At 45.5% G+C, this 16,603-nt stretch carries 15 protein-coding genes and 1 pseudogene; all 16 read right to left on the bottom strand.

Translation table 11 applies throughout. The annotated features are described in order from the left end of the window. Nucleotides 1-182 precede the first annotated feature (182 nt). The gene (gene rpoD / locus GNE05_RS13200; RefSeq protein ID WP_003152998.1) at nt 183-1,304 is read right to left on the bottom strand and encodes an RNA polymerase sigma factor RpoD; all 1,122 of its coding nucleotides are present in this window, start codon (nt 1,302-1,304) and stop codon (nt 183-185) included. A 192-nt stretch (nt 1,305-1,496) separates the two neighbouring features. Next, nucleotides 1,497-3,308, bottom strand: a complete 1,812-nt coding sequence (dnaG, locus tag GNE05_RS13205) for a DNA primase (RefSeq protein WP_007408290.1) — start codon at nt 3,306-3,308, stop codon at nt 1,497-1,499. A 21-nt stretch (nt 3,309-3,329) separates the two neighbouring features. Continuing rightward, nucleotides 3,330-3,836, bottom strand: a complete 507-nt coding sequence (locus GNE05_RS13210; RefSeq protein ID WP_014418404.1) for a YaiI/YqxD family protein — start codon at nt 3,834-3,836, stop codon at nt 3,330-3,332. A gap of 255 nt (nt 3,837-4,091) precedes the next feature. Beyond that, nucleotides 4,092-4,904, bottom strand: coding sequence for a pyruvate, water dikinase regulatory protein (locus GNE05_RS13215; RefSeq protein WP_017418169.1), 813 nt, complete (start codon nt 4,902-4,904; stop codon nt 4,092-4,094). A gap of 25 nt (nt 4,905-4,929) precedes the next feature. After that, complete coding sequence (gene ccpN / locus GNE05_RS13220; protein ID WP_003152989.1) at nt 4,930-5,568, bottom strand: transcriptional regulator CcpN; 639 nt, start codon at nt 5,566-5,568, stop codon at nt 4,930-4,932. 100 nt (nt 5,569-5,668) lie between these two features. Further along, complete coding sequence (gene glyS, locus GNE05_RS13225) at nt 5,669-7,708, bottom strand: glycine--tRNA ligase subunit beta (protein WP_021494328.1); 2,040 nt, start codon at nt 7,706-7,708, stop codon at nt 5,669-5,671. After that, complete coding sequence (gene glyQ, locus GNE05_RS13230; RefSeq protein WP_003152984.1) at nt 7,701-8,588, bottom strand: glycine--tRNA ligase subunit alpha; 888 nt, start codon at nt 8,586-8,588, stop codon at nt 7,701-7,703. The genes glyS and glyQ overlap by 8 nt, the downstream gene beginning before the upstream one ends. A gap of 301 nt (nt 8,589-8,889) precedes the next feature. Further along, complete coding sequence (recO, locus tag GNE05_RS13235; protein WP_007408287.1) at nt 8,890-9,657, bottom strand: DNA repair protein RecO; 768 nt, start codon at nt 9,655-9,657, stop codon at nt 8,890-8,892. 36 nt (nt 9,658-9,693) lie between these two features. Beyond that, entirely contained in the window at nt 9,694-9,837 is a 144-nt protein-coding gene (locus GNE05_RS13240; RefSeq protein WP_007408286.1) for a YqzL family protein, read from the bottom strand. A 156-nt stretch (nt 9,838-9,993) separates the two neighbouring features. Beyond that, complete coding sequence (gene era / locus GNE05_RS13245) at nt 9,994-10,899, bottom strand: GTPase Era (protein ID WP_007408285.1); 906 nt, start codon at nt 10,897-10,899, stop codon at nt 9,994-9,996. Next, nucleotides 10,880-11,290, bottom strand: coding sequence for a cytidine deaminase (locus GNE05_RS13250; RefSeq protein WP_003152976.1), 411 nt, complete (start codon nt 11,288-11,290; stop codon nt 10,880-10,882). Before GNE05_RS13250 ends, era begins: the two co-directional genes overlap by 20 nt. Nucleotides 11,291-11,413: 123 nt before the next feature. Continuing rightward, the gene (locus GNE05_RS13255) at nt 11,414-11,788 is read right to left on the bottom strand and encodes a diacylglycerol kinase family protein (RefSeq protein ID WP_003152974.1); all 375 of its coding nucleotides are present in this window, start codon (nt 11,786-11,788) and stop codon (nt 11,414-11,416) included. Continuing rightward, the gene (ybeY, locus tag GNE05_RS13260; RefSeq protein WP_053284930.1) at nt 11,769-12,242 is read right to left on the bottom strand and encodes an rRNA maturation RNase YbeY; all 474 of its coding nucleotides are present in this window, start codon (nt 12,240-12,242) and stop codon (nt 11,769-11,771) included. The genes GNE05_RS13255 and ybeY overlap by 20 nt, the downstream gene beginning before the upstream one ends. Next, nucleotides 12,243-14,375: an HD family phosphohydrolase gene (locus GNE05_RS13265; protein WP_160182876.1), complete on the bottom strand. Its 2,133-nt coding sequence runs from the start codon at nt 14,373-14,375 to the stop codon at nt 12,243-12,245. A gap of 80 nt (nt 14,376-14,455) precedes the next feature. Continuing rightward, nucleotides 14,456-15,415 (bottom strand): PhoH family protein, encoded by a 960-nt coding sequence (locus GNE05_RS13270; RefSeq protein ID WP_007408283.1) that lies wholly within the window; start codon nt 15,413-15,415, stop codon nt 14,456-14,458. Then, a pseudogene (gene yqfD / locus GNE05_RS13275) lies at nt 15,379-16,603 on the bottom strand (sporulation protein YqfD). The gene GNE05_RS13270 and the pseudogene yqfD overlap by 37 nt, the downstream one beginning before the upstream one ends.

Here is a 16,603-nt window from a genome sequence, read left to right on the forward strand (position 1 = left end):
AATGAATTGTATACGCTTACAATAAAGAATATAAATAAACTTATCTCATTTTCCCCCTTTCAGGACATGCCGCATTTTTTCCGAACTCATTTGCAAAACATATGCTTATCCAGTAAAATAAAGGTATATTATCCATATATCTTATACATAAAAAAGAACGGATCAAAAAGACCCGTTCCATTCTATTCGAGAAAATCCTTCAGACGTTTGCTTCTGCTCGGATGTCTCAATTTGCGAAGCGCTTTTGCTTCAATTTGGCGAATACGCTCTCTCGTTACTCCAAACACTTTGCCGACTTCTTCCAAAGTTCTTGTGCGTCCGTCATCCAGACCGAAACGGAGACGCAGCACGTTTTCTTCACGATCTGTCAACGTATCCAGCACATCTTCCAGCTGTTCTTTTAAAAGCTCATATGCCGCATGATCCGACGGAGATGTCGCTTCCTGGTCTTCGATGAAGTCACCGAGATGTGAGTCGTCTTCTTCACCGATCGGCGTTTCTAAAGAAACAGGCTCTTGAGCAATTTTTAATATTTCACGGACTTTTTCAGGCGTAAGATCCATGTCTTCAGCAATCTCTTCCGGTGTCGGCTCTCTGCCAAGATCCTGAAGAAGCTGACGCTGCACCCGGATTAATTTGTTGATGGTTTCCACCATGTGAACCGGGATACGGATTGTTCTCGCCTGGTCAGCGATGGCGCGTGTAATCGCCTGTCTGATCCACCAAGTCGCATACGTACTGAATTTATATCCTTTACGGTAGTCAAACTTCTCGACGGCTTTCATGAGACCCATGTTTCCTTCTTGGATCAAGTCTAAGAAAAGCATGCCGCGGCCGACATACCGTTTAGCAATGCTGACAACTAAACGAAGGTTTGCTTCAGCCAGTCTGCGTTTAGATTCCTCGTCACCCTCTTCAATTTTTTGAGCGTAGGTGATTTCTTCTTTAGCAGAAAGAAGATTTACCCGTCCGATTTCCTTAAGGTACATGCGGACTGGATCATTGATCTTTACGCCAGGCGGTACGCTGAGGTCATTAAGGTCAAATTCTTCTTCGGCTTTGGCAAGCTGTTGAATATTAGGATCTTCCGTTTCTTCATTTTCACTAATTAATTCAACACCTTGTTCTCCTAAAAATTCATAATACTCATCCATTTGGTCTGATTCAATTTCAAAGCTGGACATGCGTTCAGCAATTTCTTCATATGTTAAAACGCCACGTTTTTTTCCAGTTTCAGTAAGTTGTTCTTTTACCTGGTCTAATGTAAGTTCTGTTTCTGTTTCGTGGGTTTGTTTATCAGCCATTATGGATCCCTCCTTCCAAAGCTTGCAACGAATTCTAAAAGCGGTATGTTTCTTATCCGACCCGGAAGCCTTCTCTCTTTTTCAGCATGCAGGGCTGCGGATAATAAATGACAATTCATGATGAGGTTAAGCGATCTATTTGCTCCTCCGCAAGGAATCATTGCCAATCAGAACGCAAGCCTCTTTTTGGTGTTACTTTAATGATCGGTTCAATGCAACAATTTCTTGAGCCAGAGACGCAGCTTTCACGAAGTCTTTCTGCCTCTCCGCATCCGCTCTTTCTGCTTCTTTTTCCTTTATCATTGACCATTTTCGGTGATCCAACACTTTTTTTACGTAATCGGATAACTCGGCCTCTGAGAGCTCCTCGTTTACTTGGAGCATCCCTATATCTGAAAGCAGCTGGCTGATTTCCTCATCCTGCATTCTCGCCATAAGATGCTGCGGCGTCATGTCAGCACCCTCTTCATAAACAGCGTACAGGTATGCTGCCAGCGCACGATGTCCGTCAATGTTAAATTCAAAGCCGACACGCTCAATCACTTTCTTTATGACGTTTCGGTCTCTCAGCATATGAGCGAGCAGAAGTCTTTCCGCGTTCTCATAGGCGGGACGGAGACGGCGCCGTTTCGCTTTTGTCGTCACCCGGGCCCGTCTTGTCTGCGGTTCAGCGTTTTTGTCGCCGGGGGCGTTTTGTCTGGCGTAGATGGAAAGCTGTTCCGTCAAAGATTCTACCGAAAGAGAAAATTCCGAGGCGAGCTGCTTCACATACATTTCCTGCTCAAGCGACCCGGAAAGAGCGCTGATTTCTTTCAGCACTTCTTTCATGTAAGCGAGCCGGTCTCCTTCGTCAGATAAGTTTTTCCCTTTGCGGAAATATTGCATTTTAAAAGCCATGACCGTAACGCTTGCATCAATGATATCGGTCCGGAATTTTTCTCCGCCCCGGGTTCTGATATAATCATCAGGATCAAGCCCGTCAGGCAGCATGCTTACTCTTACCTTACAATCGGCTTTCTGGAGCAGGCCGGCCGCTTTCAGCGTAGCTTCGTACCCGGCTTTATCCGAATCGTAACAGAGAATGACCTCCTGAACATTTCTCCTGAGGATTTTCACATGTTCTTCGGTGAGCGACGTCCCCATTGTGGCGATACTTTCTTTTACGCCTGAGCTGACGGCGGATATGACGTCAGCGAAGCCTTCAAACAGAACGGCTCTCTCCTCTTTCCTGATCGGCAGGCGCGCCTTATGAAAGTTATACAGAAGCTTAGATTTATGAAACAGCGGCGTTTCCGGGCTGTTCATATATTTCGGCTGCTGGCTTCCGAGCGCCCTTCCTGAAAAAGCCGCCACGGCTCCGTGGTGATCATGAATGGGAAACATAATTCTGTTTCTGAAACGGTCAAAATACCCGCTGCCGTCTTCCCTTCTGATCAGCAGACCCGCTTTTTCCATCAGTTCTTCCTCAAAACCGCGCTTTTTCAAGAATTTCGTCATGAAATCCCAGGAATCCAGCGCGTAGCCGATTTCAAACTCATCTATGAGCTCTTTCGTAAAACCCCTTGATAAAAGGTAATCTAACGCTTCCTGGCCTTCCTTTGTATTTATTAGCAAATGATGGTAAAATTTCTTCAGAAGCTCGTGGGCTTCCGCCATCTTCTGCTCTCCGGAAGATTCCGGCCTGGATGCAGAGTGAATCGTTATATCATCAGGGAAATCAATCTGATATTTATCCGCAAGGTGAGAAACAGCTTCCGTAAATGAATAGCCTTCCATCTGCCGTAAGAAAGAGAAAACGTTCCCGCCCGCACCGCATCCGAAGCAATGAAAGATCTGCTTATCGCTGGAGACGGAAAACGAGGGCGTGTTTTCTCCGTGAAACGGACAGAGCCCAAAGTAGTTGCGGCCTTGCTTTTTCAATTGGACATAATCACCTATGACTTCAACAATGTCTGCTGACTGCTGCACCTGATTAACTACTTCATCTGGTATGCGGTTTCCCATCTTATAACACTCCGTCGTACATTATTCGATGTTTTGATTTGAAATCCCTTCATCATTCGACAGGATTTTTTTAAGCAGGGTAACAAATCGATTCCGATCTTCTTTATTTAATTTTTTAGGTCCTTTGGAATGAATGCCGCTTCTTCTCATTTTGCCTGACATATGACGGCTCATCAGAGCGAAATCAATCGTGTCTTCAGTATAAGAACGGCCCCTTTCCGATAAGACGGCAATATTTCTGTTCAGCAAAAGAGAGGCTAAACCGATATCCTGCGTGACTACGACGTCTCCCGATCTCACATGGTTTGCGATATATAAATCCGCCGCTTCTTTATGAGGATCAACGTATACCCAGTTCTCGTCTTTGCTTCTGGAAAGCTGGTAGTGTTCAAATGATGCGACGAAAATAACCCGAACGCTGAATTGCGATGCAATGAGCATTATTTCCTCTTTTACGGGGCATGCGTCTGCATCGACAAAAATCGTCTTTTCTTTTTCATTTAGAAGACTAATTCTCCATCCCTCCATCAATCTCCTGCATAAAAACAAGCGAAATCGCATATGCTCCATGACTGCGGATCTATTTTGAGCTTTGTCGAAAAATTTCCGGGAGTTATTCTTGACATCTTACCCATAATAGTTTATTCGTATCACACGAAGCTTAAACCTAAAAATAAACATTTTATCACAATTTTTTATTATAATACAAACTTCGCGAAGATGCCATCCTTTTTGTTTATTCCCTATTTGCATACCCAAAAACCCAGGATAAAGCGTCCTGAGTTATCGGCCCTTTGTTTTGAGATGATGAATGATGTTCGCTGTTTCCTCGACCGCTTTATTCGAAACATCAACGACTTGGCAGCCGATCCGGTCCACGATTTTCTCAAAATACTCCAGCTCTTCTTTAATTCTGTTGATATTGGCATAAATGGCTTTGTCATTTAAGCCGAGAGATTTTAACCGTTCTTTTCGTATATGGTTCAGTTTATCAGGGCTGATTTTTAAGCCGATGCATTTTTTCGGATCAACGCTGAACAGTTCTTCCGGCGGATCGACCTCAGGAACGATCGGCACATTGGCCACTTTCAGACGCTTATGGGCAAGATATTGTGATAATGGGGTTTTAGACGTTCTGGATACTCCGAGCAAGATGATATCGGCTTTTAAAATGCCTCTTGGATCTCTGCCATCGTCATATTTGACGGCAAACTCGATCGCCTCGACCTTTTTGAAATAATCTTCATCAAGCTGGCGGACGCGGCCCGGTTCATATTTGGCGGTCAGACCGTAAGCCGATTCCATTTTATCGATGAGCGGACCGATAATATCGTAATACAGCACATTCGCTTTTTCCGCTTGTTCAACCAGGTATTTGCGTATTTCAGGAACAACGAGCGTAAAACAAATAATGCCGCCGTCCGCTTTGGCGAGAGACACGACTTCATTAATGGTGCCGATATCTTCCACATAAGGTATTCTTCTGATATGCGTATCATCGGCTGAGCCGTTAAACTGGCTGAGCGAGGCTTTTACAACGAGTTCGGCGGTTTCTCCGACTGAGTCTGATACTACATAAATGATGCGATTGTCCATGTTATCCCCCCGTTAGTTTTCAAGCTTATATGATTTCATTTTCTGATAAACTGACAAGTATCTTAGTCATATTCGTTTTGGTAAACCGGCCGATGACCTCAAAGCCTTTATCCGTATCTTTAATAACGGGCAGGGCATCGATCTGTTTTTCAATTAAATACTTGGCGATGTCCATCACATAATCGTCACGCCGGCAGACGGCGATATTCGGCATTCTTGTCATGATAATATGAACCGGTATTGAGGCAAGTTCCTGCTGGCCGATGCTCGCCCGCAGCAAATCTTTGCGTGACAGCACACCGACTAAGACAGCATCACGATCTACGACAAATAACGTGCCGACATCTTCTAAAAACATGGTGCAGATGGCATCGTATACCGAGACATTTTCATTGATGACAACAGGGATCGATTGAAAATCTTTCACTTGCAGCTTTTTCAGTTTATCCGCAAGCAGCTGATTTCCCGTTTTCCCCGTATAAAAATAACCGACCCGCGGACGGGCCTCTAAGAAGCCTGACATGGTGAGTATGGCCAAGTCCGGCCGCAGCGTGGCCCTCGTTAAATTGAGCTGTTCTGCGATATGCTCTCCGGTAATCGGGCCGTTTTCCTTTACAATCTGTAAAATTTGTTCTTGCCGTTTATTTAATTCGATCGTACTCACCACCTTTATGGAAGGGTTTCTTTATCTATGTTTTCATTCTGTGATGTTTATGTAAAAGGGGAAAAGACGATTGCCGATCACACAGCAACCGTCTTTTTCTTTATTTTACAATAAGATGATTCATATTAGCAAAAGACTTGATCACATCTGCAAGAGCGGTCATTTGCGCTAAACGATTGGTTTTTAATGCTTCATCGTCCGCATTTACCATCGTGTGATTAAAGTAGTCTTCAATCGGCTCCTTTAATCCGCTGAGCACATCAAGCGCCTGTTCATAGTTTTTGGAGGCAAAGCTTTCCGCGACACTGTCTTTTGTTTTTTGATAAGCGTCAAACAGCTTTTTCTCCTGTTCATTTTCAAACAGATCCGGCTTGATATCCCGGCTCTCGCCTTTTTTGCTGATAGAGATAACCCGGCCGAGTGATTCAGCCGTTTCTTTAAAGCCGGGTGTGCCGAGGTGCTTCTCAAGCACTCTTGCCTTATGAACGGCTGCATACGGCTCAAGCTCTGTGCTGTCCAGAACGGCTTCAATAACGTCATGACGGATGTCTTCAGCGTTTAAGACGTATTTCAGACGCTGTGTAAAGAAATCGAGGAGCTCATTTTCTTTTTCCGTTTCTGTCAATGACAGCAGCTCTTTAAACGAAATGCCCCAATTGCGGTCGATCAGAATGGAAACGATGCCGCTTGCCTGACGGCGCAATCCGTACGGATCCTGAGAACCTGTCGGAATTACGTCAATGCTGAAGAAGGAAGCAATCGTATCCAGTTTATCAGCTAACGCCACGACCGCGCCGGTAAAGGTTGAAGGCACTTCTCCCCCGGCCGCTCTCGGCATATAGTGCTCATTGACAGCGGCAGCGACGGCATCATCTTCACCGAGCATGCGCGCATATTTTTCTCCCATTACGCCTTGAAGCTCAGGGAACTCATAGATCATATGTGTAACCAGGTCAAATTTAGAAATCTCTGCGGCGCGCTTCACAAGTTTTTGCGTCTGTTCATCCGCTTTCAGGCGGACGGCAAGTTTGCCCGCAATGGCGGCCACTCTTCTTACTTTATCTCCAAGGGAGCCGAGCTCTTCATGGAAAACGATATTTTCCAGTTTCTTCACGTTTTCATCAATGTTCAGCTTTTGGTCTTCTTTGTAGAAGAACGCAGCATCTGAAAGCCTTGCTCTCAGCACTTTCTCGTTTCCGCGGGCAACATTTTCAATTGCATGGCTGTTCCCGTTTCTTACCGTAATAAAATGAGGCAGCAGATTCCCGTTTTCATCTTTTACCGGGAAGTAGCGCTGATGCTCTTTCATTGTTGTCACAAGCACTTCTTCAGGGATAGAAAGAAACTCGGATTCAAAAGATCCGTAAAGCGCCGTCGGGTATTCCACCAGATGGTTGACTTCGTTCAGCAGGTCCTCATCGATCGGAATGTTCCATTTCTTCTCGGCCGCAAGCGCGTCCAGCTGGCTTTGGATCATTTGTTTGCGTTCTTTCGGGTCAGCAATGACGCTTTGTTCTTTCAGCAGTTTTTCGTATGATGCCGGCGTATCAACAGATACTTCTTGGCCGAGAAAGCGGTGTCCCTGCGTGTTCCGGCCCGTCTCGACATTTGTGATTTCAAACGGAATGACGTCTTTTCCAAAGAGGGCGGCAATCCATTTGATCGGACGGATATAGCGCAGATCCTGCGTGCCCCAGCGCATGTTTTTCGGAAAATGCATTCCGGCAATCAAATTTTCCAGCTGCGGTAAAAGTGTCTTCGTCTCTTGTCCCGCCTGGAATTTTTGAACGAAGACATATTCCGTGCCGTTTACATCTTTTATATACAGGTCATCCACTCCGGCGCCTTGGCCTTTTGAAAATCCGATAGCGGCTTTTGTCCAGTTTCCGTCAGCATCCAGAGCGATTTTTTTCGCAGGGCCTTTTGCTTCTTCCTGAATATCAGCCTGTTTTTCTGCTACGTCTTTTATATATACTGCCAGACGTCTCGGCGTATTAAAAAGTTTCACTTCGCCATGAGCGATATTTTTTTCAGCCAGCCAGCCGGTCAGCTTTTCACCGAGCTGCACCATGCTGTCATGTAAAAACCGCGCCGGCATTTCCTCGAGTCCGATCTCTAAAAGCAAGTCTTGTTTACTCATGGGAAGAGCCCTCCTCTTTAAGCATTGGGAACCCTAATTTTTCCCGTTCTTCATAATACGTTTTTGCCACTTTTCTCGCTAAGTTGCGGACACGGCCGATATAACCCGTCCGCTCTGTCACCGAGATCGCGCCTTTTGCATCGAGCAGATTAAATGTGTGAGAGCATTTCAGCACATAATCATAGGCCGGATGCACGAGCCCGTTATCCATTTGTCTGATCGCTTCTTTTTCATAGGTGCTGAACAAATGGAAAAGCATATCCACGTCAGATGTTTCAAAAGTATAAACGGAATGCTCATATTCAGCCATCATAAATAAATCTTTCACAGTAAATCCTGACGTCCATTCAAGATCAAAGACGTTTTCTTTGTCCTGAATATATGACGCGAGACGTTCAATACCATACGTGATCTCAACAGATACCGGTTTACATTCAATTCCGCCCACCTGCTGGAAGTATGTAAACTGAGTAATTTCCATCCCGTCAAGCCATACTTCCCAGCCGAGACCTGCACAGCCTAAAGACGGGTTTTCCCAGTTGTCTTCTACGAAACGGATATCATGTTCAAGCGGGTCAATGCCGAGCGCACGCAATGAATCAAGGTAAAGCTCTTGAATGTTATCAGGCGACGGCTTGATAATGACTTGGAATTGGTGATGCTGATAGAGCCTGTTCGGGTTTTCACCGTACCGTCCGTCCGCAGGCCGTCTGGACGGCTCAACGTAAGCCACTCTCCACGGTTCCGGCCCGATGCTTCGTAAAAATGTATACGGGCTCATTGTGCCTGCGCCTTTCTCCACATCATACGACTGCATGAGCACACAGCCTTCATTCGACCAGTGCTTCTGCAAGGTTAAAATCATATCTTGAATGTTCATTTCAAGCACCTCCACTTTCTCCATTCTTTTACAAGTGCGGCGGCAACCAAAAAACTCCCGTCTCTATGCTTGCCGGCCGCAAACATAGGGACGAGAGTTCTCCCGCGGTTCCACCCTAGTTGCTGAGGATGTGAATCACTCAGCCTCTTTTTAAAGGGTTGCTCGAGAATGCCTTTCGTTGCGCGCTCATCCTTAGCTTACACTGCCCTAAGGTCGCTTGTATGAGTTGGACGCAAGTACTTCTTTCTGTCACTGCAACATATTTTATAATAAATGATCATATAAAAAGATGGGCAGAATGTCAACTTTTGTTTTCATCCAAAAGGTTCTTCATGCTTTCCATCTGATCTAAAAACCGTTTTGACTTTAAATAAAGTCCTGAGTATTCCTCGTAATACAGATCAATGACCCGTTTAATTTCGTTTTTGGTTTCCTGTTTTAACGAGACGCTGCCGAGCCTTCCGATATCAAAGTAATAAAAAAGCCTTAGCAGCCTTGCCGTTTGCGGCGAAATCGGAACTCTGTACGGATCCTTTTCAAAGCAGCGGTGGCAGATAAACCCGTTATCTCTTATCGAAAAATGAAACGTCCCTTCCCCGCTTTTGCAGTGGACACAATGATTCAGCTCCGGATACAGCCCCATGACGCCGAGCATTTTCATCTGCACGATGAAGGTGATCACGTCCGGGTCAGTCCCGTCATTCAGCCTCTTAAAGGATTCGAGAATCAATTCGAATAAATAGGGGTTCGGTTTCTTCTCTTCCGTTCCTTTGTCAGTGAGTTCAGCGATAAAAGCGGCATACGCCGTCAAAAATAAATCTTCTCTGATCGTTCTCATGCTGAGAATCATTTCACCCTGCTGGAGCGTGCCGAGTCCGGATGTTCTTTGCATTAAAAATGACCCGTACAAAAACGGCTGGCTGACTGCTGACAGCCGGCTGGCTGACTTCCTGGCGCCCCTTGCCATGACGCCGATTTTGCCGTGTTCCCTCGTCAGCAATGTCACGATTTTATTCGTCTCCCCGTAGTCATTCGTACGGAGCACGATTCCTTCACATTTAGTCAGCATTTCCGCACCTTCCAACAACGGGAGGGGCCAAGAGGTTTACAAAATTGGAAAATCAATTCGGGCTAGCTCATCTTCCGGTTCTTCGGGTCTTTCCAGGTTCTCTTTTTCCAGTTCTTTAAAAAGAAGGTACGTATCAACACTTCCTGTTTGAGAAAATACGTTCCAGGTAAAATTCAACACAAAAAACCCACCTTTCATCATTAAACTAGCTTTTGCAATCCAAATTCTTACCCTTATCTTGACCTGATGTCCTCCTTTTCATGTTAAACAAATTTTGCTAACGAATCCCTGCTTCTGTGAGGTAATCTCACACCTCAGGCATGCGCCTTAGATGAATTAATATTCATCCTCTTTGAAGCCGAAATCACGCAGCTGAGACATTTTATTCCGCCAGTCCTTCTGCACTTTCACCCATAATTCCAAGTAAACGCGCGAACCCAAAAGAGCTTCAATATCAGCCCGCGCTCTTTTGCCGACTTCTTTCAGAAGCGCTCCTTTTTTGCCGATGACGATGCCTTTTTGAGAATCCCGCTCGACCACAATCGTGGCAGCGACATGGACGGAGCCGTTTTCCTGCCCTTTAATGGACTCGATAGCGACAGCGATGCTGTGCGGCACTTCTTCCCTTGTCAGATGGAGCACCTTTTCCCTGATCAGTTCAGAAATAATGAACCGCTCGGGATGGTCAGTCACCTGATCGCTCGGATAGAACTGAGGCCCTTCCGGTAAATACGCTTCAATCTGCGCGAGAAGGGTTTCGACGTTGTTCCCTTCCAAAGCTGAGATCGGCACGATTTCCTTAAACGGATAGCGCGTACGGTACTCATCAATTAAAAGAAGCAGCTGGTCGGGGTGGATCTTATCAATTTTGTTTACGATCAGAAAGACCGGCGTGGACGTCTGTCCGAGCTTTTCAATGATAAACTCGTCGCCTTTTCCGTACCCTTCTTCGGCGTTAATCATAAATAACACCAAGTCAACTTCTTTCAGCGTATTCTGGGCCACTTTCATCATAAAGTCGCCAAGCTTGTGCTTTGGTTTGTGAATGCCCGGTGTATCAATAAAAATGGTCTGCGACGTGCCGGTTGTCAGCACCCCTTGGACTTTATTTCTTGTCGTCTGGGGTTTGTCGCTCATGATGGCGATCTTTTGACCGATGACCCTGTTTAAAAAGGTAGACTTCCCTACATTCGGCCTTCCGATGATAGATACAAATCCTGATTTAAAGCTTTCGTTCGTCATGTAAATCCTCCGATGAAAATGCGCCCGGCAATAATTCTTCCGCAGTCATTTCTTTTATTTGTCCTTGTAAGTTGGTCAGAATAACAAGCATATCCTTTGAGCACAGCTCGGAAATTACTTGTCTGCAGGCTCCGCACGGCGAAACCGGTCCCGGAGTATCCGCAGCCACGGCGAGCATCGCAAATTCCGTATCCCCCTCGGAAACAGCTTTGAATATCGCCGTGCGTTCAGCACAGTTGCACATGCTGTATGCCGCATTTTCAATGTTGCAGCCTCTGTACACTTTTCCGTCTTTGGTAAGAAGAGCGGCTCCCACTCTGAAATTTGAATACGGCACATACGCTGTGTCCCGCGCTTTTAATGCTTCTGCAATCAATTCTTGTCTGTTCATGTGTACTTAATTCCTCTCTTACCTTTATCCTGTATGATACCGCTGTCACTTTTATTTTACATAATTATGATTGGTTTTTCACGCCCATTTTTGGCAATGTAAAATAATTGTAAGAATCTTCTGCTAACATATCTTCGGCAAGAAGATGAGTAAACCAATGATACACGATATCACGGCAAAGACGCAAACGGCTCCGGCGGCCGCGTCCTTTGCCGCTTTTGCGAGCGGGTGATACTGATCGGTAACTAAATCCACAACATGCTCTATCGCCGTATTTAAAAGCTCCAAAGCAAGCATCCCTCCGATCAGCACCAAAACAACGGCCCATTCGGCTGTGCTCAGCCCGGTGAGAAAACCGCAAACGATAACGGCGCAGGCCGCGGTAATATGAAATTGAAAATTCCGCTCTGACCGCGCCGTTTTCCAGATTCCCCTCCATGCATGGACAAAGCTCTTCAGGAACCTGCTCCACTCGTTTTTATGATCTCGTGAGTCCATACTCATCCAGCAAATCCTTTTGCTTTGAAAACATTTCTTCCTCTTCTTCTTTTGTCATGTGATCATAGCCAAGCAAATGCAAAAAGCCGTGGACGGCCAGAAAACCGAGCTCTCTCATAAACGAATGGCCGTACTCTTCCGCCTGCTCTTCCGTTCTGTCTGCACTGATGATAATATCTCCTAAAACAGGCGGCATGTCGGCGCCTACGATTTCAACCTCGTCTTCGCCTTCTTCTTCAAGCGCAAACGAAATGACGTCAGTCGGAGTGTCTTTTCCCCGGTAGTCTCTGTTGATTTCTCTGATTTCCTCATTTGTCACAATCGTGACCGATACTTCAGCCTGATCCTGAACGCCTTCTTTTTCCGCCGCGAATTGGAGCAGCTTCTCCACTTCTTGGAGCGCATCAGCTGAGACGCTGTTCGTTTCATCAACAATATCTATGAGTAAACCCATTTATTTCACCTTCTTCGTAGCCTCCGGATATTCAATCCGGGAGTGGAAAATTCCTTTTAACGTCGCACATAGTGTTTTTGCGATCGTATCCAGTTCTCGGAACGTGAGATCACATTCTGAGAATTGTCCGTCCTGAAGCTTATCGGATATAATTCCCCGCACCAGTTTTTCGATCCGCTCGGGATTGGGATTATGCATGGAACGGACGGCGGCTTCAACGCTGTCGGCCACTGAGATAATAGCCGCTTCTTTCGATTGCGGCTTCGGCCCCGGGTAGCGGAACTCTTTCTCAGTAATCTGGTCGCCCTTTTCTTTCGCTTTATAATAAAAGAATTTCAAAAGGGACGTTCCGTGATGCTGCTCCGCGATATCCACGAGCTCTTTCGGAAACTTATAGCTTCTGAGCATATTCGCACCGTCTGTCGTATGTGCGATAATGATATTTTTGCTGAGCTGCGGAGACAGCTTGTCATGCGGATTATCCATATTCATCTGATTTTCAATAAAATATTGCGGACGTTTCGTTTTGCCGAGATCGTGATAATACGCTCCGACCCGTGCTAAAAGACCGTTTGCCCCTACGGCTTCACAAGCCGCTTCCGACAGATTTGCCACCATGACGCTGTGATGATATGTACCGGGTGTTTCCGTTAAAATCTTTCGAAGCAGGGGATGATTCGGATTAGACAGTTCAATCAGTCTCATCGTTGAAAGAATGCCGAATCCCGTCTCAAAAAACGGCATCAGACCGATAATCAGAACGGATGAAGCAAGTCCCGAGACGGCCCCCATCAGCATCAGCGTTCCGATTTCAACCGGTGACAGCGCCGTATTTTGTATTAATAAAAGCGACAGCACGATAATCATATTAATAAATGAGACGAACAGTCCCGCCTGCAATATTTTTGATCTCGCATTATGTTTTCCCAAAAACAGAATGCCTGAAATGCTGCTGATTAAATAGTAAATGCCGATGACGTAATTAAATGTTCCCGTCACACCCTGATTAAACATCATACTGCCGCAGATCGCCAGAATGATGCTTCCTAAAATGGCGAGCCTTTCATTGAGCAGCAGCCTGATTAAAATCGCGCCGGCGGCGATCGGCACAAGATAGCCGATATTGGTGTATTCAATCTTCTGAAAGAGACTGACGACTTCCATAATGACGAGAATAAGCGTTGTAATGATAGAAAACAGCAAAAGAGATTTATTTTTCAGCTTAAGCTCCTGCTGCTGTTTCTCAAAATAGTAGACAAGCGTGGCAATAAACAGCCCGATCATCAGAAGGAGACCGCTGATCGGTTTTAACAGGTTGGAATTATTCAAAAGCCCCGTCAGTTCGAGCTTCCTGTATACTTCCCGGTCGATCAGATCATTCTCTTCCACGAGAACCTGTCCTTGTTTGATCTGTACCGGCTGGACGCTGTCTGACGCTTCCTGGCGTTTTTCATCCGTCGCTTTCGGATCAAACACGTAATTCGGGATGACCGCGTATTTTCCGATTTCAGTCGCAGCCGCTAAATATTTTGACGGCACAGAAGCGCTTTTCAGCTCTTTTGCGACCTTATCCTTCGCTTCGGCAAGCTTTTCAGAAGGAATTTCACTGCTCATCACCGTATTCACCGCGGTAATGACGGAATCCCTCACAAATGAGAAATCTTCATTGTTTGCATGGAGAAGCGATTTAATGGCATCTTCCGAGACGGATTCATTGACATCCTGTGTCAGCTTGTTTTTCACCGATTTTACCAGTGATTTTTCCGAAGGTGACTTTTTGTCTTTTTCCGCAACTTTTTTCACTTCGCCGATGCTGTCAAAAATGGAAGTAATCAGGTCAAGCCGGTTGTCGGTATAGCCTTTTTTCAGAGTGTATTGATCTTCCACCGCATCTTCGGCCGCCTGCTTTTTCGATTCCGTCGCCTGCTGATCTTCCACTGTGGCGGGCGCGTAAATCGTCTTATCACTGACTGCAAACAAATCCAAATTAAGTGATTCAGGTTTTACATGAATAAAGAGCAAACCAAACATGATCGCTGAAAGCAGCAGGTACAGCAGCACATGGGCTGAGCGGGCATGTCTGAAACTGCGGAACCGTTCCCGGGCGCTTTTGCCCTTTCCCTTCTTTTTCAAAACAAGAACCTCCTCCCTGAAACATCAGGAACACATCATATAAAAATGACCCGATAACGGGAGATCGGGTCATTTTTGCATTACTTTTGCTTATCATAAGCTTCAATAATTTTTGCAACAAGCGGATGCCTGACCACATCTGTCTGGTCAAGTTCAATCACGGAGATGCCGTTTACGTCCTTCAGCATGTCCTTCGCTACTGCAAGTCCCGATGTGACGCCTTTCGGCAGGTCAATTTGGCTTACGTCGCCCGTAATGATCATTTTAGAGCCAAAACCCAATCTCGTCAAAAACATTTTCATTTGAGCGGGAGTGGTATTCTGGGCTTCATCAAGAATCACATACGCGTCGTCAAGCGTCCGCCCTCTCATATAGGCAAGCGGGGCGATTTCGATAACCCCTCTTTCCATAAGACGCTCAGTATGATCGCTTCCGAGCACATCATGGAGCGCGTCATACAGCGGGCGCAGATAAGGATCTACTTTTTCCTTTAAATCTCCGGGCAGAAAGCCGAGGCTCTCGCCGGCTTCCACAGCGGGTCTTGTTAAAATGATTTTTTTAATGTGGCCGTTTTTTAAAGCATGCACCGCTTTTACGACCGCCAAATAAGTTTTGCCGGTTCCCGCCGGCCCGATGCCGAACACCATGTCGTTTTTCTTCATCGCCGCCACATATTCTCTTTGACCGATGGTTTTGACACGGATCGGTTTGCCTTTTGCCGTTTTCGTTATTTCCTCTTCATACATGCTTTCAAAATAGTCCAGTTCATCTTTTTTTGCCATTTTCACGGCATACAGCACATCACGTTCCGAAATCTCGATCCCCTTGCGAATTAAAGTAAGGAGCGAGCCCAATAATCTGTCAGCGATCTCAAATGTTTCATCATTCCCGGAAACGTAAATGGTTTCACCGCGTGTGATGAGGCTAATGCCCAGATCCTTCTCCATTAAATGTAAAAAAGCATCTTGGCTGCCGAACAAAGAAAGTGCTTCGTCCGGGCTTTTCAGTTTGTGATTAATCGCAAGTAAATGTTCTGCCATTCTTTAGTCTCCCTGAACAATAGGTGTGGTTTGAACGATATCTTCTATAACTTGGTAGAGAATAATCAACTTTACTTTACCATTCTCAACGGATTGGTGCAAAACTTTTTCACTTTCCACCTCTCCGCTGCCGTTTAATCGCTTTTCTACATCTTGTCTTCCCATTTTGATACCGGCCTGAACAGCTTCGCCTTTCGTATAAGTCCGCACGGATGTTTCACTTTCTCTTGTCTGTTCTTGAACGTAAGAAACCGGAAGCTTCATCCCCAGAAATTGAAACGGATGCTTTTCTTCCTCTGTTTTCGGCTGTTTCAGCGGCTTCTCATTAAATTCAAAGCCCCAAAAAGGCACGCCCCATGATCCGAAAGACAGCTTGTGCTTCGTCCTTACTTTACCCGTATATAGCGTAAATGATGTTTCAAGAGGCACGGTTACTTCTGACTTGTACCATGTTTCTCCGTAAATTTCCGCTTTTGAGGCGACTTTCCGGTCTTCATTTCCGATCAGTCCTGAGACGAGGAGCTGTCCTTTGTCAACATGATCGTTCACAAAAGCCATCGGCTGCCCCTTTTGCACGAACATCCTTTTGATGACCGCCTTCTTTTTGGCAACGATATGACGGGGGCTCACGTACTTTTCTTTTGTCGGTTCGTTTTTTTCGACCACTTTCATATGAAGGGCTGTCCCGTTCAATTCCACACCGACCCACGTAATATTATCGATACCGTTTGTTAATGATTTTTGAATTTTCTCCGGCGTCATCATTAAAAATTGCAAACGGCCTTTTTTCACACCGATTTCTTCAAGGTGCTTTACCATCTGATGCTCAGTTTCGGGCTTGGCCCCTTTAATATCAATTTCCCAAATCATGTTGGACAAAAGAAACAATATAACAAAAAATATCACAAATCCCGCAGTGAAGCCCAGGTTTAATTTTGATTTGAGAAGCAGAAAGGGAAGACCCTTTCTTTTTGTAAAGCTTGCTTTGCATTCATGTTTTCTGATGACTCTTCTGAAAGCATGTACATCCTGAAGCTGAATCATCAGCAGGACACAGTCTTGCTTTTTTTTCACCGCAAAGATGGCGATTCCGTTTCTCGTGCATTCATTCAGCAGCCGTTCAATCCCTTTTCCTTTGACTTCTACTTGGACTTTACCCGAAAAAAATGACAGCCATTTGTTTTTCAC

This window comes from Bacillus sp. AM1(2019), assembly GCF_009906915.1.
Taxonomy (GTDB): domain Bacteria; phylum Bacillota; class Bacilli; order Bacillales; family Bacillaceae; genus Bacillus; species Bacillus velezensis.